12 protein-coding genes are annotated in these 19,250 nt (G+C 70.5%); 5 read left to right on the forward strand and 7 right to left on the reverse strand.

From position 1 onward, the window contains the following. Positions 1–42: 42 nt before the first annotated feature. Genes JCR33_RS23035 through JCR33_RS23045 form a run of 3 tightly spaced genes read left to right on the forward strand, consistent with a single transcriptional unit; the run spans position 43 to position 4,813 of the window. Positions 43–2,289 carry a penicillin acylase family protein gene (locus JCR33_RS23035; protein ID WP_198884499.1) on the forward strand — a complete coding sequence of 749 codons (2,247 nt, stop codon included), beginning with the start codon at positions 43–45 and terminating at the stop codon, positions 2,287–2,289. Beyond that, positions 2,286–3,812, forward strand: a complete 1,527-nt coding sequence (locus JCR33_RS23040; RefSeq protein WP_198884500.1) for a GH3 family domain-containing protein — start codon at positions 2,286–2,288, stop codon at positions 3,810–3,812. The genes JCR33_RS23035 and JCR33_RS23040 overlap by 4 nt, the downstream gene beginning before the upstream one ends. Positions 3,813–3,856: 44 nt before the next feature. Beyond that, entirely contained in the window at positions 3,857–4,813 is a 957-nt protein-coding gene (locus JCR33_RS23045; RefSeq protein WP_198884501.1) for a dienelactone hydrolase family protein, read from the forward strand. A 7-nt stretch (positions 4,814–4,820) separates the two neighbouring features. Here the strand turns inward: JCR33_RS23045 and ubiA are convergent, their stop codons facing one another. Next, positions 4,821–5,759, reverse strand: coding sequence for a 4-hydroxybenzoate octaprenyltransferase (gene ubiA, locus JCR33_RS23050; RefSeq protein ID WP_198884502.1), 939 nt, complete (start codon positions 5,757–5,759; stop codon positions 4,821–4,823). A 222-nt stretch (positions 5,760–5,981) separates the two neighbouring features. Between ubiA and purD the strand changes: the two genes are divergently transcribed. Then, positions 5,982–7,241, forward strand: coding sequence for a phosphoribosylamine--glycine ligase (gene purD, locus JCR33_RS23055; RefSeq protein WP_198884503.1), 1,260 nt, complete (start codon positions 5,982–5,984; stop codon positions 7,239–7,241). Between the two features lie 36 nt (positions 7,242–7,277). Here the strand turns inward: purD and JCR33_RS23060 are convergent, their stop codons facing one another. The 6 genes from JCR33_RS23060 to JCR33_RS23085 all read right to left on the reverse strand — a co-directional run bounded on the left by JCR33_RS23060 (position 7,278) and on the right by JCR33_RS23085 (position 18,307). After that, the gene (locus JCR33_RS23060; RefSeq protein ID WP_198884504.1) at positions 7,278–8,075 is read right to left on the reverse strand and encodes an ion transporter; all 798 of its coding nucleotides are present in this window, start codon (positions 8,073–8,075) and stop codon (positions 7,278–7,280) included. Between the two features lie 143 nt (positions 8,076–8,218). Next, positions 8,219–9,217, reverse strand: a complete 999-nt coding sequence (locus JCR33_RS23065) for an MDR family oxidoreductase (protein ID WP_198884505.1) — start codon at positions 9,215–9,217, stop codon at positions 8,219–8,221. A 70-nt stretch (positions 9,218–9,287) separates the two neighbouring features. Then, positions 9,288–9,893, reverse strand: a complete 606-nt coding sequence (locus JCR33_RS23070) for a GbsR/MarR family transcriptional regulator (protein WP_332461255.1) — start codon at positions 9,891–9,893, stop codon at positions 9,288–9,290. Between the two features lie 172 nt (positions 9,894–10,065). Continuing rightward, a complete protein-coding gene (locus JCR33_RS23075) occupies positions 10,066–11,076 on the reverse strand; it encodes an extracellular solute-binding protein (RefSeq protein ID WP_198884506.1) in 1,011 nt (336 codons plus the stop codon). Positions 11,077–11,220: 144 nt separating this feature from the next. Then, positions 11,221–16,425: a translocation/assembly module TamB domain-containing protein gene (locus JCR33_RS23080; RefSeq protein ID WP_198884507.1), complete on the reverse strand. Its 5,205-nt coding sequence runs from the start codon at positions 16,423–16,425 to the stop codon at positions 11,221–11,223. A gap of 13 nt (positions 16,426–16,438) precedes the next feature. Further along, a complete protein-coding gene (locus tag JCR33_RS23085; RefSeq protein ID WP_198884508.1) occupies positions 16,439–18,307 on the reverse strand; it encodes an autotransporter assembly complex protein TamA in 1,869 nt (622 codons plus the stop codon). Between the two features lie 265 nt (positions 18,308–18,572). Here JCR33_RS23085 and JCR33_RS23090 point away from each other — a divergent pair. Then, a partial coding sequence (locus JCR33_RS23090; RefSeq protein ID WP_198884509.1) for a sterol desaturase family protein occupies positions 18,573–19,250 on the forward strand: 678 nt, incomplete at its 3' end.

Genomic DNA, 19,250 nt, shown 5'->3' on the forward strand with positions numbered 1-19,250 from the left:
GGTGTGGAACGGCTCCGCCGCCCCCCTCGTTGAGTGTTCGACATGTCGTTCACCTCGTTCTCCGGGCTGACGCGGCGCGGTCGCCAGGCCTTCTCCCTCGCCGGGCTCGCCGCGAGCGTGCTGCGCCGTTCCGTCGGCCGCCGCTTTCCTCCGCTGTCGCTTCAGGAGCGGCTCGCGATGCTGCCGGCCGCCGCGCCCGTCTCCGCGCCGCTCACGATCCGTTGGAGCGACCAGCACGTCCCCTTCGTCGAAGCCGCCTGCGAGCGCGACGCGGCCGTCGGCCTCGGCATCGTCCACGGCCACCTGCGCCTCGCCCAGATGGAGGTGATGCGCCGCGCCGCCTACGGCCGCATCGCCGAGGTGGCGGGCGAGGCCGCGCTCGCCGTCGACCGGCTGCTCCGCATCATCGACTTTCCGCGCGCGTGCGCGCCGTCGCTGGCGCTGATGCCGGCCGAGACGCGCGCATGGATCGACGGCTTCGCCGACGGCATCAACGCCGCAGCCACCGTGCGCCCCCTCCCCCCCGAGTTCGACATGCTGGGGCTCGAGCCGGAGCCGTGGACGGCGGCGGACCTCTTCGCCGTCTCTCGCCTGTGCTCGGCCGACTATGCCTGGCGGGTGTGGCGCACGCTGAGCCCGCTGCGGCAGGAGGACGACTGGGCGCGCATGTGGGCCGACCTCATGGGCGTCGCCGCCATCGCCGACGAGGACATCCCGATCGGCGCCGACACGCTCGACAAGGCGCTGCCCAACGCGTTCGACCACGCCGGCTCCAACGCCGTCGCCGTCTCCGGCAGCCGCACGCGCTCCGGCAAGCCCATCCTCGCCTCCGACCCCCATCACCTCATCACCACCCCCGGGCTGTGGCTGATCGCGGGCTTCAAGACGCCGGCCTCGATGGTGTGGGGCCTCATGATACCGGCGCTTCCGATCTTCGGCGTCGGACGCAACCGGCATGGCGCTTGGGGCGGCACCAACCTCCACGCGACGTCGTCGGAGCTCGTCGACGTCGCCGGCGAGCCGCTCACCAGCGAAGAGCACACGATCGGCCTGCGGGACGGGTCGCGCCACACGGTGCTCCTGCGCCAGTCCACCCTCGGCCCCATCGTCAGCGACGACGGCCCGTTCGCCCTCGACGGCGAGACCGTGGCCCTCCACTGGCTCGGCCACCGCCCGAGCGACGAGTTCACCCCGTTCCGCACCATGCTGCGCGCCCGCGACTACCGCGACTTCGCCGTCGCTCTCGACGGCTACGCCCTTCCCGGCCTCAACATGCTGTGGGCTGGAGAGGGCGGCGAGATCGGCAAGCTCATCGCCGCCCACATCCCGCGCCGCCCGCTCGCGATCCCGCCGGACATCGTGGTCGACCGCGCCGTCGCCCACGACCAGTGGCACACCCTCCTGTCCACCCGCGACCTGCCGCAGAGCGTCGACCCCACGGTGGGCTTCGTGGTCTCGGCCAACGAGCCGCCGGTGGATCCGCCGGTTACGATCAGCCTGTTCTTCGCCGCCCCCCACCGGGCCGAGCGCATCGCCGCCCTAGTCGGCGAGCGGCGCGACCTCACGGCCGCCGATCTCGCCGCCTTGCAGCGCGACGTGCACCTCGCCCCGGCGGCGAGCCTCGCGGCGCGCCTCGTCGCCGTCGCCCGCGCCCACGCGATCGGCGGCCCCGTGGTGGACGCCCTCGCCGCATGGGACGGCGACTACGGCACCCATTCCGCCGGGGCGCTGGCGCTGGAGCTCGTCGCGCCGAGCCTCGTGGATCAGCTGGAGACCCGCTCGCCCAAGCGCTACGTGAGCCCCCATTGGCGGCCCTTCTCGCGCCTTTCCGGCCTCGTCGACGCGGCGGGCGAGGCCGACCTCGCCGACGCCCTCCGCACCGCCGTCGCCGCCGCCGAAGCCCCGTTCGCCCGACACGGGACGTGGGGTGCGCTGCACCACGTGCGCCTCGCCCATCCGCTGACCCGCCTTCCGCTCGTCGGCGCGCGCCTGCCCACCATCGACTTCCCCTCCGGCGGCTCCAACGACACGCTGATGAAGTCGATGCACCCGATGACGCAGAAGCCGCACGCCACCAACTTCGGCGCCAACGCCCGCTTCGTGGCCGATCTCGCCGACCCCGACGCCACCAGCGCCGTGCTTCTCGGCGGACAGGACGGCTGGCCCGGCTCGCGCACCATGTTCGACCAGGTCGGCGCGTGGCGCCGCGGCGAGGCGCTCCCCCTCCCCTTCACCGATGCGGCGCGGGCCGACGCGCTGCCCCACACCACCACGATCCTTCCGGCATGATCGACGCCACGCCGCTCCTGCGCGCCCACGCCCGGCTGCGGCGCCGCCACCTCGCGCGGCGCACCCCGGCGGCGCTGCAGGAGGCCGAGCTTCTGCGCCTCGTCCGCCGCGCCGCCGGCACCCGCTTCGGCCGCGACCACGACTTCGACGCGATCGCCAGCGTCGCCGACTTCCAGGCGCGCGTTCCGCTGCGCTCGTTCGAGGATTTCCGGCGCGACTATTTCGACGCCGCCTTCCCCGTGCTCACCGACCTGACGTGGCCCGGCACCATCCCCTATTTCGCCGTCTCCTCCGGCACCGCGAGCGGGCGCACCAAGCACATCCCGGTGTCGAAGGAGATGCTGCGCTCCAACGCCCGCGCCGGCACCGACATGCTCGGCCACCACGCTCTCCTTCACCCCGAGAGCAAGGTGCTCGCCGGCAAGAGCTTCATGCTGGGCGGCTCCGTCGCGATGACGGACCTCGGCCACGGCATCCACTCCGGCGACCTTTCGGGCATCGCGCGGCTCGAGAACCCGCGCTGGTCGACGCCCTTCGTGTTCCCCTCCATCGAGGAGGCGCTGGAGGCGGACTGGGAGAAGAAGATCGACCGCCTCGCCCGCCTCTCCCTCGACGAACCGATCCAGTGCATCGCCGGCACACCGAGCTGGCTGCTGCTCTTCTTCGAGCGGCTCGCCGCCCTCACCGGCCGCGGTCACGACGTGACCGCCTTCTACCCCGACCTCGACCTGATGGTGTACGGCGGCATGAGCTTCGCCCCCTATCGCGAGGTGTTCGCCCGGTGGTTTCCCTCCCGCGGGGTCGACTGGCGCGAGGTCTATTCCGCCAGCGAAGGGTTCGTCGCGAGCGCCGACCGCGGCGTCGGCGACGGCCTGCGCCTCAACCTCGACATCGGCCTCTTCTTCGAGTTCGTGCCCATCGCCGAGTGGGACGACGAGTCCCCCGCGCGCTACTGGATCGGCGACGCGCCGCCCGGCGAATACGGGCTGGTGCTGTCCACCTGCGCCGGCCTCTGGGCCTATCGGCTCGGCGACGTGGTGGAGCTGATCGAGGGGCATCCGCCGCGGGTGCGGGTGACGGGCCGCACCTCTTACTATCTCTCCGCCTTCGGCGAGCATCTGTCCGGCCGCGAGATCGAGACCGCCGTGCTCGCCGCCGCCCGCGCCGTCGGCCGCAGCGTGAGCGAATATGCCGTCACCCCGCTCTATCCGGAGGCGGGGCGGCACGCGGGCCGCCATCTCTTCGTGGTGGAGCTCGACGCGCCCGTCGACCCGGGCGCCGCGGCCCGCTTCGCCGAGACGCTCGACGCGACCCTCGCCGCCGGCAACGAGGACTACGAGGTGCACCGGCGCGGCGACTATCAGCTGCAGCCGCCGCGCGTGGTGCTCGCTCCGCCCGGCGACTTTACCGAATGGATGCGCGCCCGCGGCAAGCTCGGCGGCCAGAACAAGGTGCCCCGGGTGGTCTTGGCGGACGACGTGCGGCGCGATCTGATGCAACTCGCCGACGCCTCCGACGTTTGACCGGAGACGGCGGAGACGTTCGACCACGGGGAATGGGCGCAGTCATGACCGACGTGCAGTTCGAGCCGGTGCGGCTCGCGACGCAAAATCCGTTCGTGCTGAGCGACTTCGGCAACGGCAACGGCGAGAGCAAGGCGTCGGCCGTCCTGCAGGCCGAGCTCTATCGCCCCGTGGGCGTCGCGCCGCCCTATCCCGCCGTCGTGGTGAGCGAGGGGCTCGGCGGCATCAAGACCGCGCGAGAGCGACGCTACGGCCGCTTCCTCGCCGAGCACGGCTACATGGCACTGGTCATCGACAGCTTCGCGACACGCGGCTTCGCCAACTCCGCCCATCCGATCCGCGCCATCAACGTCACCGAATCGATGATGCTCGCCGACGCCTTCGCCGCCCTCGGCTGGCTCGCCGCCCGCGACGACGTCGACCCGCGCCGCATCTGCCACATCGGCTTCTCCTACGGCGGGATGATCTCGCTGCTCACCGCCTACGAGCAGATCCGCCGCCACTTCGTGCCGGGTGACCTCGCCTTCGCCGCGCACGTCTCCTACTACGGCCCCACCGTGCCGCGCCTCGAGGACTACGCCACCACCCGCGCCCCCATCGCCATCCTGAACGGCGAGCTCGACGCCAACTTCGATCCGCGCCGCCTCGACCTCATCGCCGGCGACCTGCGCGAGGGCGGCTCGGCGGTGGAGAACGTGGTGTTCCCCGACACCTACCATCAGTGGGATTCGGATGATCTCGTGCGCCGCTTCGACCGCTTCAACATCCGCGCTCTCGGCACCCGCATCGACCCGCTCTACGCGATCATCGACGAGCGCTCGGGCAGCGTGGTGCGCAACTTCGCGACGCGCCTCCTGATGATCGCCCGCTCGGTGAGCCTCAAAGGCTTCCACCTTCTGCGCGACCCTGACGTGATGCGCCGAAGCGACGAGATCCTGCTGCGCCACCTCGCCGCACCGGCGCGGAGCACCGACGCCGCGGCAGCTCAGCGCACCGGCTGAAGGCGCCTCAGAAGAGCGCTTCGGCGACGAGGCCGGCGAACAGCAGGAAGCCCGCGGTGCGGTTGGAGCGAAACGCGGCGAGGCAGGAGGCGGGATCCTCCGTCGTCACCTTCGTCACCTGCCGGGCGAGGTGGGCGGCGAAGAGGGCGAGGCCGAGAAAGCCCCACACTCCGGCACCCGCGAGCGCCAGGGCTACCGCGAAGGCCGTGACCGTCGCCGCGTAGCAGAGGCCGACGGCGAGCTTGGTGTTCTCGCCGAAGAGGCGCGCGGTGGAGCGCACGCCGATGATGGCGTCGTCCCGCCGGTCCTGATGGGCGTAGATGGTGTCGTAGCCGACGGTCCAGGCGATCGAGCCCGCATAGAGGAAGAACGGGGCGACGGCGAGCGAGCCGAACGTCGCCGACCAGCCGAGAAAGGCGCCCCAGGAGAAGGCGAAGCCCAGCACGATCTGCGGCCAGTCCGTCACCCGCTTCGCCAGCGGATAGAGCGCCACGATGGCGAGCGAGCCGAACGCCACCATCACCGTGAAGGCGTTGAACTGGAGCACCACGGCGAGCCCGACGAAGGCCTCGGCGAGGAGGAAGAGGAAGGCCGCGTCCGTCGACACCTGGCCGGAAGGGATCGGGCGCGATCGGGTGCGCTCCACGTGAGCGTCGATGTTGCGGTCGAGAATGTCGTTGTAGGTGCAGCCGGCGCCGCGCATCGCCACGGCACCGACGAGGAAGAGGGCGAGATGCCAGACGTTGGGCACATGACCCGCCGCCACCGCCGCAAGCCCGACGCTCCACCAGCACGGCCACAAGAGGAGCCACCAGCCGATGGGCCGGTCGAGCCGGGCGAGGCGGGCATAGGGCCGCGTCTTCGCCGGCAGCAGGCGGTCGACCCAGTTGTCGGCCGGGGCATCGGCGACGCGGCCGGAGAGGTCGAGTGTGTCAGCTCTCGTCATCGTGGTCTCCATCGGCCGCGGCACACGTTGTGAAACCCGCCGACGTGCGATGGCCATCCCCCGACGCTTTGGTCTATGAGCGTGCGGTGAATGGGGCGGGCGTCGCAGAGCCAAGCGGCGCCTGATCTACGTGCACGGCTTCGCGATGCGTTGCAACCGCACCGGCCGTCTCGGCGGCCGGGGCGCGGAGCGTGCTGACATGGGAAGGTGAGAGCGGCGGCAATGGCGGCAACCTCGAACGACAGAGGGGGCGCCCGCGCCCTGGTGGTGGGATCGGGAGGGCGCGAGCACGCGCTCGCGGCGGCGCTGCACGCCTCGCCCTCGGTGGGGCACGTCGCCTTCGCCGGCGGTCCCAACGCGGGGATGACCCGCTTCTGCGAGGCGATCGACCCCGCCGCCGTCGGCACGGCCGAGGGGTTCGACCTCGTGGTGATCGGTCCCGAAGCGCCGCTCGCCGACGGGCTCGCCGACCGCCTGCGGGCGGCGGGGCGCACCGTGTTCGGCCCCGGCGCCGCGGCGGCGCGCCTCGAAGCCTCCAAGGCCTTCACCAAGGAGATCTGCGCCGAGGTGGGCGCTCCCACCGCCAAGGCCGCCATCTGCAGCTCCAAAGCGGAAGCGCTCGCCGCGCTGCACCGCATGGGCGCCCCGGTGGTCGTCAAGGCCGACGGTCTCGCCGCCGGCAAGGGCGTCGTCGTCGCCGAGACGATGGACGCCGCCGAGCGCGCCGTCGCCGAGTGCTTCGAGGGCGCCTTCGGCGAGGCGGGCAGCCTCGTGGTGCTGGAAGAGCGGCTCGAGGGTCCCGAGGTGAGCCTCTTCGTGCTGAGCGACGGAGAGACCGTGCGCCCGCTCGCGAGCGCCCGCGACTACAAGCGCGCCTTCGACGGCAACGCGGGCCCCAACACCGGCGGGATGGGTGCCGTGTCGCCCGCCCCCGGCTTCCGGCCCGACGAGGAGGCGGCGGCGATGGCGCAGATCGTGCGCCCGAGCCTTGCCGCCCTCACCCGCCGCGGCGCCCCGTTCGTGGGCGTGCTCTATGCCGGGCTGATGCTGACGCGCGAGGGACCCAAGCTCATCGAGTACAACGTCCGCTTCGGCGATCCGGAGTGTCAGGTGATCTTCCCCCGCCTCACCAGCGACGCCTATACGCTGCTCCACGCCACCGCCGCCGGCCGCCTCGCCGACGCCCCGCTCACGATGAGCGCGCAGACCGCCCTCGGCGTCGTGGTGGCCGCCGCCGGCTATCCGGGACCGGTCGAAAAGGGCGAGGTGATCGCGGGTCTCGACGCGGTGGAGGCCGCCGGCGCCCGCGTCTACCACGCCGGCACCCGACCCGACGGCGCCCGCGTGCTCTCCAACGGTGGTCGCGTGCTGACGGTGGTCGCGACGGGCGAGGACCCCGCCACCGCCCGCGACAGCGTCTACGCCGCCCTCACCCATCTCGACTGGCCGGGCGGCCGCATGCGGCACGACATCGGCGCCTGAGGCAGGGCGAGGCGCGGCGGGACGGGCGCACGCGGCTCAGGCCGCGCGCTGCCGCTCCACGGTACGGCGCAGCTCCTCGACCTCCACCTTCAGCTCGGCGAGCGCGGCGACGATCGCGTGGCTCTCCTCCGCGACGTCGGGCGCCTCGACCTCCTCGGCCACGGTCTCCTGCATCGCCGACACCACCACGCCGATGAAGAGGTTGAGCACCACGAAGGCGGTGAGGAGAATGAAGGGCACGAAGAACACGAAGGCGTAGGGCACCACCTCCATCACCGGCCGGGCGATGCCCATCGACCAGGATTCCAGCGTCATCACCTGGAACAGCGTATAGGCCGAGCGCCCGAGGGTGCCGAACCATTCGGGAAAGGCGGGCCCGAACAGCTCCGTCGCCATCACCGCCGAGATGTAGAAGACGAGGCCGAGCAGGGCGACGATCGACCCCATCCCCGGCAGCGCCGCGATGAGCCCCACCACCACGCGGCGCAGCGAGGGCACCATCGACACCAGCCGCAGCACGCGCAGGATGCGCAGCGCCCGCAGGACCTGGAACGGCCCGCTCGCCGGCACCAGAGCGATGGCCACGATGGCGAAATCGAAGAGGCTCCACGCATCGCGGAAGAAGCGCAGCCGGTGGACGTAGAGGCGCACGCCGATCTCGACCACGAACACCATGAGCACGATGCGGTCGAGAGCGAGGAGGAGCGGACCGACCCGCCCCATCACCGCCTCGCTCGTCTCGAGCCCCAGCGTGGCGGCGTTGAGCACGATGATCGCGGTGATCGCCGTCTCCCACCCGCGCGACGCGATCAACCCGGCGAGACGCTCACGCATCTTCTCTCCCTCTGGCAGGACGAACCGGAGGCCATATGGGTCCCAGTCGCCGGCGCGCAACGCGGCACGCCGACACCGTTGCGGGATCCATTCCGGGAAAGCGCTGGCGGCTCTCCGCCCGCAATGCCCGCAAAGACGAGGATCTAGGCGAGGTCCACCACCACGCGGCCGCGCACCTTGCCGGCGAGGATGTCCTTGCCGAGGGCGGGCAGATCCTCGAGGCTCGCGGGCACGATCATCGTCTCGAGGAGGTCGAGGGGCAGGTCGGTCGCCACCCGCTGCCATGCGGTGAGGCGCGCCTCGCGCGGCTGCATCACCGAATCGATGCCGAGGAGGTTCACCCCGCGCAGCAGGAAGGGCACCACGGTCGCTCCCTCCATCACCGCCCCGCCGGCGAGCCCGACGGCGGCCACCGAGCCGCCGTAGCCGATCAGCGTCAGGACGTGGGAGAGCATCGCTCCGCCCACCGCGTCGACGGCGCCGGCATAGGTCTCGCGGCCGAGCGGGCGAGTCGGCGCGTCGGCGAGATCGGCGCGCGGCACGATGGCGGTGGCCCCGAGCGCCTTCAGATAGTCGGCCTGTTCCGGCCGGCCGGTGACCGCGGCGACCTCGTAGCCGAGCTTGCCGAGGATCGCGGTGGCGACCGAGCCGACGCCGCCCGAAGCGCCGGTGACGAGCACCGGCCGGCCGCCGGGGGCGAGGCCGTGCTTTTCGAGCGCGACCACCGCCAGCATGGCGGTGAGGCCGGCGGTGCCGACCGCCATCGCCTGCCGAGCGGTGAGGCCCTCGGGCAGCGGCACCAGCCACTCGCCCTTGACGCGCGCCCGCTCCGCATAGCCGCCCCACCAGACCTCGCCGACGCGCCAGCCGGTGAGCAGCACCGCATCGCCCACCTCGTAGCGGGGATCGTCCGAGGCGGTGACGGTGCCGGCGAAGTCGATGCCCGGCACGTGCGGATAGGTGCGCACCAGCCCGCCACCGCCGGTGAGGCAGAGGCCGTCCTTGTAGTTCAGCGTGGTGTGCGAGACCGCGACCTCCACCATCTGGTCGCCCGGCTCGCCCTTCGGCAGGCGGTCGGGGTCGATCGTCTCGACGGCCGCGGTCACGCCCGCGTCGGTCTTGTCGACGACAAGTGCTTTCATGGTGGATCTCCCTCGTACCCGGTCACGGAGCGGCGTCGCCCCGGAGTGCGTTCGCCCCGTAGTGCGGATATCAAATCTCGTCGCCCGCGTCGTCCTCCTCGTCCGCCGTCGCGCCGCCGCGCTTGCGCCGCCGCGACAGGGGCAGGATGTTGCCGGCCTTGCCGACGATCTCCTGCACCTTGGCGCCCAGCGACAGGAGCTGAACGAGACGCTCGGTCTCGAGCCGGGTCATGTCGTCGTACCAGCCGGTGAGGAGCTCGATGAGCTGGGTCAGCTCCTCGATGCGCTGACGCGCATAGGCGTCCTCCTCGCCGGTGGGACTCGTCATCTGCAATTCGCGCAGCTTCGACAGGGTCGGGTCGATCTCCCGCCGCTTACGCTCCTCCACCAGCGTACGCACGATGTCCCAGAGGTCGCCGGGCGTGGTGAAATATTCTCGCCGGTCCCCCGGGAAATGCTTGAGGCGGACGAGCTTCCACGCCTGCAGCTCCTTGAGCCCCATCGACACGTTGGAGCGGGAAAAGCCGAGGTGGTCGGTGATCTCCTCCGCATTGAGCGGACGTTCGGTGACGAACAGCAGCGCGTAGATCTGGCCGACGGTGCGGTTGATGCCCCAGCGCGAGCCCATCTCGCCGAAATGCAGAACGAACTCTTCTTGGAGGGGGGGAAGGTTCACGCGCGCTCCCGAAAGTGGGGCGCCAGGCGCGGGAGGCCCGGCACGACTCCGTCATGCTAGCGCATGCTACGCGCAAATGTGCCCAAGAATTGGCGATGGGTGCCATGCGCGGCCGCACACCGGCGGGCCGGCCGCCCCGGGGGGCGGATCGGCCTGCCGAGCGCAGCGCGTCCTACTTGTAGCCGACCTCGTTGTAGATCTTCTGCGCGAGGTCCGTGCGGGTCGAGAACGCGTCGACGGGCAGCTCGTCGCGGCGGAAGTCACCGAGGCCGATCACCACCTCCGACGGCTCGACGCCCTCGACCACCGGAAACTCGTTGTTGCCGTTGGCGATCATCTGCTGCGCTTCCGGCGTCAGGAGATATTCGATGAAGGCGCGCGCGTTGTCCGGGTTGGGCGAATACTTGGCGAGGCCGGCGGCGGAGATGTTGATGTGGGTGCCCGTCGTCTCCTGGTTGGGGAACACCACGCCGATCGTCTCGATCCCGTCGGTCAGCCCCGACACCTCCGACTGGAGGCCGCGAGCGTAGTAGTAGTGGTTGGCGACGGCGATGTCGCACTCGCCGGAGATCAGGCCGCGGAGCTGGTCGGTGTCGCCGCCCTGCGGCTCACGGGCGAAGTTGTCCTTCACCCCGGCGACCCAGGCGCGGGCGGCCTCCTCGCCGTCGTGGGCGATGATCGAGCCGAGCAGCGACAGCATGTAGGGGTTGGAGCCGGAGCGGGTGCAGATCATGCCCTTGTACTTCGGGTCGGCGAGATCCTCGTAGGTTTGGGGCGGCTCGGTGACGTCGTTCTTGTCGAAGAAGATCAGGCGGGCGCGGGTGCTGATGCCGATCCAGTGGTCGTTGTCGGCATGGAGGTTGGCGGGCACCGTCGCGTCGACCTTGTCGGAGCCGATGGGCTGGAGGAGGTCGGCGGCATCGGCCCGGCCGATCCGGCTGGCATCGACGGTAATGAACACGTCCGCCGCGCCGAGCTCGCCTTCGGAGCGCATCCGCTCGATCAGAACGTCGGCGTTGTCCTCGATCCGGTTGACCGTGATGCCGGTGGCATCCTCGAAGTTCGAATAGAGCGCATCGTCGGTGTCGTAGTGGCGGGACGAATAGATGTTGACCTCGCCCGCAGCGAACGCCGGTGTGGCCAGCGCCAGTAGAGCAACGGTGGAAACCACGCTTCGGATCATCGGGTTTGCTCCCCCTCTATTATGGTTTCGGAGCCCCTACCGTCTCGATCCCCTCAGGGTCAATCGCCGATCGGCGAAAGAGAAATGATGAATTGACGCAGGCGCTTTAGATAGAATTACAAAAACTCAAACGCCAGGTCCTGATTAATACTCCCGCTCGTAGTAGAGCCCGACCGTCGTTTCGTTGGTCAACGCCGCACCGCGGAACTTCAGCCCGCGGGCGATATCGATGTTGAGGGTCACGCCGGAGGACTCCGCGCCGGCCTGCACGCCGAGATAGACGTTGTCGGCGATGTAGCGTCCGGCGGCCACCGACGTGCTGCCGTCCTCGCCGGTGATGATCTCGAGATTGTCGAGACCGGAGAACACACGGACCTGCTCCATGATCGACGGTCCGCTGCCGCTGCCGGCGAGCTCGGCCACGGCGGCGGCGAGCTGGGCCACCTGGAACACCGACAGGTCTTCGATGCTGCGGCCGAACAGGAGCTGGGCCAGCACCTCGTCCTGCGGGAGCACGGGATCGGACTCGAAGGTGATGTCCGGATTGTTGGCCGATCCGTCCACGATCACGCGGACGGTCACCGAGTTGGCGGTGGTCTCGGCGACGAGGTGGATCGTCGGGTTGAGGTCGCCGAGCAGCGTCGCCGAACCCTCGGTGAAGGTGACACGCTGACCGAGGATCAGCAGCCGTCCGCGCACGAGGTCGAAGCGGCCCACCGGGCTGATGTCGGAGATCGGACCGGTCAGCGTCATCTCGCCGCCGAGCTCGGCGTCGATGCCGCGGCCACGCACGAAGACGCGCCGGGGGGCCGAGATCTTCACGTCGAGGGTGAGGCCGGAGAAGCTGGCGTCGTTCGAATCCCGATCCCGATAGGGGCCGGCCTTGGCGCGCCACAGCGTTTCGAGGACCTTCGGCGAGGGGTTCACATAATGAACGTCGATGAGCGCGGCGCTTCCCGACAGGCGGGTCGGCACGTTGATTTCGGCCCGGTCCACGTCGACCGTCCCGCGCACCAGGGGACCGGCGAGGAGCGGGCCGCTGACCGTGAGGTCGCCGCTGAGAGTGACGGCGAAGAGCTCGCCGTCGGCGTAGCGCGCATTGCGGATGCGCACCGCAAGGTCCGCCGGGAAGCCGTTCGACAGGCCGACCCCGCCGGTGATCGACACCGTCCCCTCCCCGAGCGTCGCGCTCAAGGTGCGGATGTTGACGTGATCGCCGTCGAGGCTGATCCGCACGGTGCCGTTGGAGAGGGTAAGGTTGCTTCCCGGGTCGCGGAAGCCCACCCCGTCGGCCTGCACCTCGCCGTTGACGAGCGGGTTAGCGAGCGACCCCGTGACCCGCGCGTTGACGACGACGTCGCCCGTCACGCGGCCGCCCCGCTCGCGCAGGAAGTGGTCGGCGAGCGACAGCGGGGCCCGCGCCCGCGCCGTCACGTTGATGCCGCCGCCGGAGAGCGGCACCACGCCGCTCGCCGCCACGTCGAGCCCGGCGCCGGTGACGGAGGCGGCCTCGAGCCGCACCGTGTTGTTGGCGAGCCGGCCCGACGCGTTCGCCCTGAGGCCGCTGATGCCGGCGTCCGACAGCGCGCTGGCGGAGAGGCCGGCAACGTCGAGCTCGAAGGTCGCCGCCGGGTTGTCGATCGATCCCTGGGCCGCCGCGCGCCCCGCCAGCGTGCCCGAGAGGCCGAGGCCGGGGCTGAAGCCGTTGGCGACGGCGAGGGGGAAGGAGGTGATGTCCACCGTCACCCGCATCCGCTGGCCGACCCGGCCGGCCGCACGCACCGAGCCGCCGCCGAGCCGCACCACGGCCTCGGTGAGATCGACGGTGCCGCGGTCGAAGGTGCCGGAGGCGGTGAGGGAGGCCGGCGCGAAGCCCGCGTCGCGGATGGCGTTGGCCGACACCGCCGGCGCGTCGAGACGGAAGGTCACGCTGGGGCGGGCGAGCGGCCCGGTCGCCGTCACGTCGCCCGACAGCGTGCCCGTCACGCCGAGATCGGGCACGAAGGCGTTGGCGACGGCGAGCGGCAGACGGTCGAGCCGGGCGCGCACGTCGAGGCGGCGGCCGACGGTGCCGGAGGCCGTCACCGTGCCCTCGCCGATCACCACCTGAGCGGTCGCGATCGTCGCCTCCTCGTCGGCGTAGCGGCCGGAGACGTTGGCGCGCAGCGGGGCGATGTTCGCCTGCCGCAGCATCGCCGCGGTGGCGCCGTCGACATTGAGCGAGAAGTCGGCCGCGGGATCGTCGAACGAGCCGGTCACGGTGGCCCGGCCCGACGCCGCGCCGCCGAGGCCCAGCGAGGGGTCGGCGACGTTCGCGAGGGCGAGCGGCAGCCCGTCCACGGTGATGTTGACGTCGAGCGTCTCGCCGATGGTGCCCGCGGCGGTGATGCGGCCGCCGGAAAGGTTGGTTTCGAAGCGCTGCAGCGTGCCGGAGCCGTCCGCATACTGGCCGGCCGCGGTGAGGCTCAGGGGGCGGATGCCGCTCCTTGCGAGCATCGCCGCCGTCACGCCCTCGGCCGAGAGGCGGGCGTCCACCGCCGGCTCGTCCCGCGTGCCCGACAGGGTGAGGTCGGCCGACACGGTGCCGCCGAGGCCGAGGTCGGGCCGCACGAGGTTGGCGATCGAGAGCGGCAGACGGTCGATGGTGGCCTTGAGATCCAGCGAGTCGCCGACGCTGCCGGCGACCTTCACCGTGCCGTCGGCGACGCGAAGGGTGGTGTCGCCGATCGTCACGCGCACGCCCTCCACCGCCACCGTGGTGGGCGCGGTGAGGCGGGCGGCGAAGCCGTCGCGGGCGAGGTTGAACGTGTCGAGGCGGGCGGTGAAGCCATTCTCGGCGCGGGCGAGGCTGCCGGCGGCATCGAGCGTGCCGCTGCCGAGATCGGCGCTGACGGTGAGATTGGTGGTGTCGTTGTCGCGCCGGGCGCGCAGGCTCGCGGTGCGCACGTCGAAGCCCGCCACCTTGAGCGTGCGCACGTCCGCCGTGCCGTCGAGGGCGGGGATGTTGAACACGTCGTCGACGGCCATCGCGATGTTGGCGTAGCCGAGCTCCAGCCCGGCGGCCGCCACCTGCCGCGCTTCGGCATCGATGGTCGCGGTCTGGACGCTCACATCCTCGTCCACCTCGCGCACCCCGAGGGTGACCTTGCCGGAGAGGCTACCCGACGCCTCGGTGAGGGCGAGCGGGGCGAGACGGGCGAGCGAGGGCACGTCGAAGGCGAGATCGCCGACCATCAGCCCGGTGTCGCGCAGCTCCAGATCGCCGTTGAGCCGCGCCCCGGCGATCTCCGCGGTGAGGGCGCGCAGCTCGCGCAGGCCGTCGCCGGTGTCGATGCGGGTGGAGAGGCGGATGGTCTCGCTCTCGAGCCGCCCGTCGACGCTGAGGGTGCCGTCGAGATCGAAGGGGATCTCGGTGTTCTGCGCCAGGGTGCCGTCGAAGGCGACGGTGAGGCCGGTGAGATTCTGCTTGTCGAGGCGGACGGCGTCGCTCGTGAGGCGGGCCGACAGGGTGGGCTTCGCCGGTTGACCGCTCACGCTGAGGCGGGCGGAGAGCGCACCGCCGAGCCGCTTGTCGACGGCGGCGAGGCTGTGGAGGTCGGCTTCGGCGAGAAGGTTCGCCTCGTCGGCGTCGACGGTGCCGTCGACCGCGACGGAGAGCTGCGGGTTGTCGATCTTGAAGGTGTCGAAGGTGACGCCCTCGGCGCTGCGCGCCGCACGGCCGGCGATGGTGGTCTCGCCATCGAGGAGGCCGTCGGCCGCCGGCACCCCGACCGCGAGGTTGTTGGACGAGGCGTCCACGGTGAGGTCGAAGAGACCGTCGAAGCCGACGTGGCCGCGGGCGCCGAGATCGATCGAGCCGCCGAGCTCGCGCCCGGCGAGGGCGGAGAAGGCGGCGAGGCTGTCGGCCGACAGTCGATAGGTGCCGTCGAGAGCGTCGAGAATGGTGCCCTGGAACGAGGCGTTCAGCACGTCCGTCGCGAGCGAGGCGTTGGCGACGTTCACCGGCGAGCCCGCTTTCCAGTCGCCGGCGATGTCGAGGGCGAGGGCGGAGCCCACCGCATCGGCGACGCCGCCGTCGTCGGAGACCACGCCGTCGGCCCGGCCGGTCACCGTGAAGTCGATGCTGCGGGTGGCGGCGTCGGCCAGATTGCGCGCGGTGCCCGCCGCCTTCAGCGAGGCGTTGGGGGAGCTGATGAAGGGGGTGTCGAGGTCCTTCATCACGATGTCGGCGGTGAAGCTGCCGTCGGCGGCGCTGCCGAGCGAGACGTCGATGGTCGCCGAGCCGATAGTCGCGTCGCCACCGCCGCCCGGCAGCACCAGCGCCTCGCCGTCGGAGCGGCCGAGATCGCCGTTCACCGAGAGCCGCGTCGGCACGCCGTCGGCGGCCATCTCGCCGGCGATCTGCAGCCTCGCCGCGCCGCTCTCCATGTCCACCTTCTGCAAGAGGATGCTGCCGTCGGCGCGTCGCGTGGCATCGACGTCGAGACGCGTGCCGCCGGCGACGAAGGGGTCGTAGAGGTCGGCCACCAGCGAGGTGAGGTTGCCGTCGAGATTGGCGAGGATGCGCATGCCGCCGTTGGCCTCGGCGAGGCGCGTGGTGCCGGAGAGGAGCGTGTCGCCGCTCGCGGTGAGGTCGAGATCGGCCTCGAAGTTGGCGAGCGGTCCCTCCCCCTTGATCGCGAAGCGGATCGGCGGCTTGCCGTCGATGTTGAGCGCGTTGGCGATCACGCCGTCTTCCGGCTCCTCAAGCACCACGTCGATGCCGAGCTGGCGGCTGGAGTTGGAGAAGTTGGCGGCGATGGTGAGCTGGCCGGGGCGGTCCTTGCGCTCGATGTCGAGCTTGGCGTCGAGCGTGCCGCCGTCGAGCGTGATCGAGCCGTCGACGCCGATCGAGGCGGCGGGGCCGATGACACCCTCCGCGATGGCGACTTCGGGCACCTTGAGGCTGTCGATGAGGATCGACACCGGCAGCTCGGGCACGGAGAACTCGGCGCCCTCTTCGAGCGGCTCGTCGTTCTCGCCGGGCACCGGCGTGCGGTCGATGCGGATCGCCGAGGCCTCGAGCAGGTCGACGTCGAGCCGGCCGCGCAGCAGCGCCCAGCGCGACCACACGAGGTGGACGTCCTCGATGGTCAGCCACGTCCCCTCGCTGTCGGCGATGGAGATGGACGAGATGCGCACGTCCGACGACAGGGCGCCCTGGATGCGGCCGAGCCGGATCTGACGGTCGGGCGTCGAGATCTGCCGCTCGACGAAGCGGACGAAGCGGGAGCGCTCGTCGTCCTGCGCCACGGCGAAGGTGGCGGAGGCGACGATGGCGAGAACGAGGCCGATCAAGAGCTTGCGCATCGAGCGTCTCCCCTCAGAAGGCCTGGCCGATGCCGATATAGAAGGCGACGCTGGGGTCGCCATCGATCGGATCGAGCGGCACGGCGACGTCGAAGCGCAGCGGTCCGAGACCCGTGTTGTAGCGCAGCCCCGCGCCGACGGCGAAGCGCAGGCGCTCGGAGAAGTCCGGGAACTCGCTGCGGAAGGCGTTGCCGAAGTCCATGAAGGGCACGACGCCGATGGACTGGGTCACGTTGACGCGCGCCTCGACGGAGCCGACGAAGTAGCTGCGGCCGCCGATGACGTCGCCCTTCTTGTTGATGGGGCCGACGCCCCGATAGGGATAGCCGCGGATCGAGCCGCCGCCGCCGGCGAAGAACAGCCGATTGGCCGGCACGTCGTCGAGGGGCGGGCCGTAGATGGAGCCGAGGGCGACGCGGCCGGCGAGCACTACGCGATCGTTCCGCACGCCGCCGAAGCCGCGATAGACGGTGCCTTCCACCTCGCTGACGAAGCCGAAGTTGCCGTGCCCGGCCTCGTAGAAGGGCTGCTCCTGCCAGTTGACGCGGAAGCCGCGCGTCGGGTTGAGCGCGTTGTCGGACCCGTCATAGCGCACCGCCGCGGGCAGGCCGAACCACAGGAAGTCGCCGTCGCCCACCGTCGTCTCGTCGATGGTCGAGGCCTCGATGAGGCCGTAGCCCTCGAGCGTCAGCCGCCGGCCGATGCGGTGGGATAAGCCCGCCTTGAGACCCACGGCGCGCGAGCGGTAGGTGTCGGGCCGCTCCTGCTCGGCGTAGAGGGTCGAGGCGAAGTCGGTATAGGGCGTGAATACGCCCGGCTTCAGGAAGTTGACCGCGAGGCGATAGTTGTACTGGTCCGGATCCTCCGCATCGATGCCGCCGACACGGGCCTCGACGCCGAGCTTCTCGGCCCGGCCGAACAGGTTGCGATGGCGCCAGTAGCCCTCGAGGCCGACGCCGTCGATGGTCGAATATTTGGCGCCGAAGCCGAACACTCGGCGCTTGCGCTCGGCGACGCTGATCTCGATGGGCAGCGAGCCGTCGGGCAGGATCTCCTCGCCCTCGATGATGCGCGAGGCCTGGAACACGTCGAGCCGGCGCAACTGGTCGCGGGCGCGCTCCAGATCGTCGGGATCGAACGGCTCGCCGGGAACGATGCCGGCGTACCAGGCGACGAAGCCCGGATCCATGCGGCTCGTGCCGGTGACCGTGGTGCCGCCAAACACCGCCGACCGTCCCGGCGCGACGACGATATCGACGCCCACCCGGTCGCGATCGTTGTAGGCCGTCACCGTGCGCTGCTCGATGGCGGCCTTCGGGTGGCCCTTCTCCCGCCAGCGCCCGACGAGGGAGGATTCGCTCGCGAGGATCACCCCGGAGAGCGCCGGCGCGCCGTCCACGAGGCCGAGCTCCTCCGGCGTCTGCGGCACCGTGTGGTCGTCGGGAATCGGGCCGGGCCGGTTCACGATGGTCACGTCGTCGAAATGATATTGCGGGCCGGACGCGACGGTGATCTTCACCTCGGCGCTGTCGCCGAGCTCCGCGTCGATGGGGGTGTTGGCAGCCTCGCGCCCGTCGACGGTGATCGAGATGGTGCCGCCATAGTGCCCGGTCGTGTAGAGGGCGGCGAGAAGGTGCTGATAGTCGGCCCGGGCGCGGGAGAGGAGAGCGGCGGAGCCGGGGCTCGGCTCGCCCTTCTCCTCCTCGAGGGTGGAGGCGTTCAGCAGCGTCTTGCGGATCGAATCGTCGCCGATCACCTCGAGGTCGACACTATAGGTCACGGCATCGGGCGGCGGCGGGGTCTTGTCGCCTCCGCCGAACAGGTGAAATCCAAAGATCTCGAAAGCGCTCGCCGAATCGAGCGGGACGAGCGCAGCGATCATCGCAGCGCTCACGACCGACAAGATTCGATTCGAACGACGCAAGAGCATATTTTCGGAACTCACAACACTGTTCCCACTAGGCCCAGATACAGATCAATTCACAAGCCGGCAGAAAGCGTTATGGGCATTCGCGAAGCGGGTTGAGGCAATCGCGCAACAGTCGCCCCGGCGATGTCGTGACAACATGACCCATTCGGTCTAGTTTGCATGTTGCGTTGCGATATGAGATGGCTTGACCTCGAAAGCGGCTGACGGAGAGCGTCTCATGAGTGTTGTGATCGGCCACATCCTAGGATTCCTCGGGGTCTTCGCGGCGACCTATGTGGCGGTGTTCGGGTCTTATCTCCTGTTCGGTTGGGGCTTCACCGCCTGGGCGTCCCGCTATCCGGAACGCAAGATCCAGCCGGGACGGGACGGCCAGAAGCGCCGCAACAAGGAAATCCGCGCCAGCGCGCGATCGCTGATCGCCACCTGCGGCTGCTTCGCCGGCGGCCTCTATCTGCAGCTCTGCGGGGTGACGCTGTTCGACCCGTTCGCGCTCACCTGGTGGTCCGCGCCGCTGATGTTCATCGTTTCGGTGTTCGGCTTCGACACCTGGTTCTACTGGGCCCACCGCCTCAACCATTCGGGCCCGTTCAAGAAGTGGCACGTGCTGCACCATCAGTCGGTGGCGCCCACGGTCTGGAGCAACTACTCCGACACGATGTTCGACGCCCTGTCGCAGCAGAGCTATTTCCTGGTGGCGCCGCTGATCCTGCCGTTCCCGCCGATGATCTTCATCGCCCACCGCATCTTCGACCACTTCAACGGCATGATCGGCCACTCGGGCTTCGAGTTCGCCGCCGGCAAGTCGTCCCGCTACCCCTCGCCGGTGGTGTGCGTGACCTTCCACGACATGCATCACTCCACCTACAACTACAATTACGCCAACCACTTCTCGTTC

The organism is Acuticoccus mangrovi, assembly GCF_016411865.1.
In the GTDB taxonomy this organism is placed as follows: domain Bacteria; phylum Pseudomonadota; class Alphaproteobacteria; order Rhizobiales; family Amorphaceae; genus Acuticoccus; species Acuticoccus mangrovi.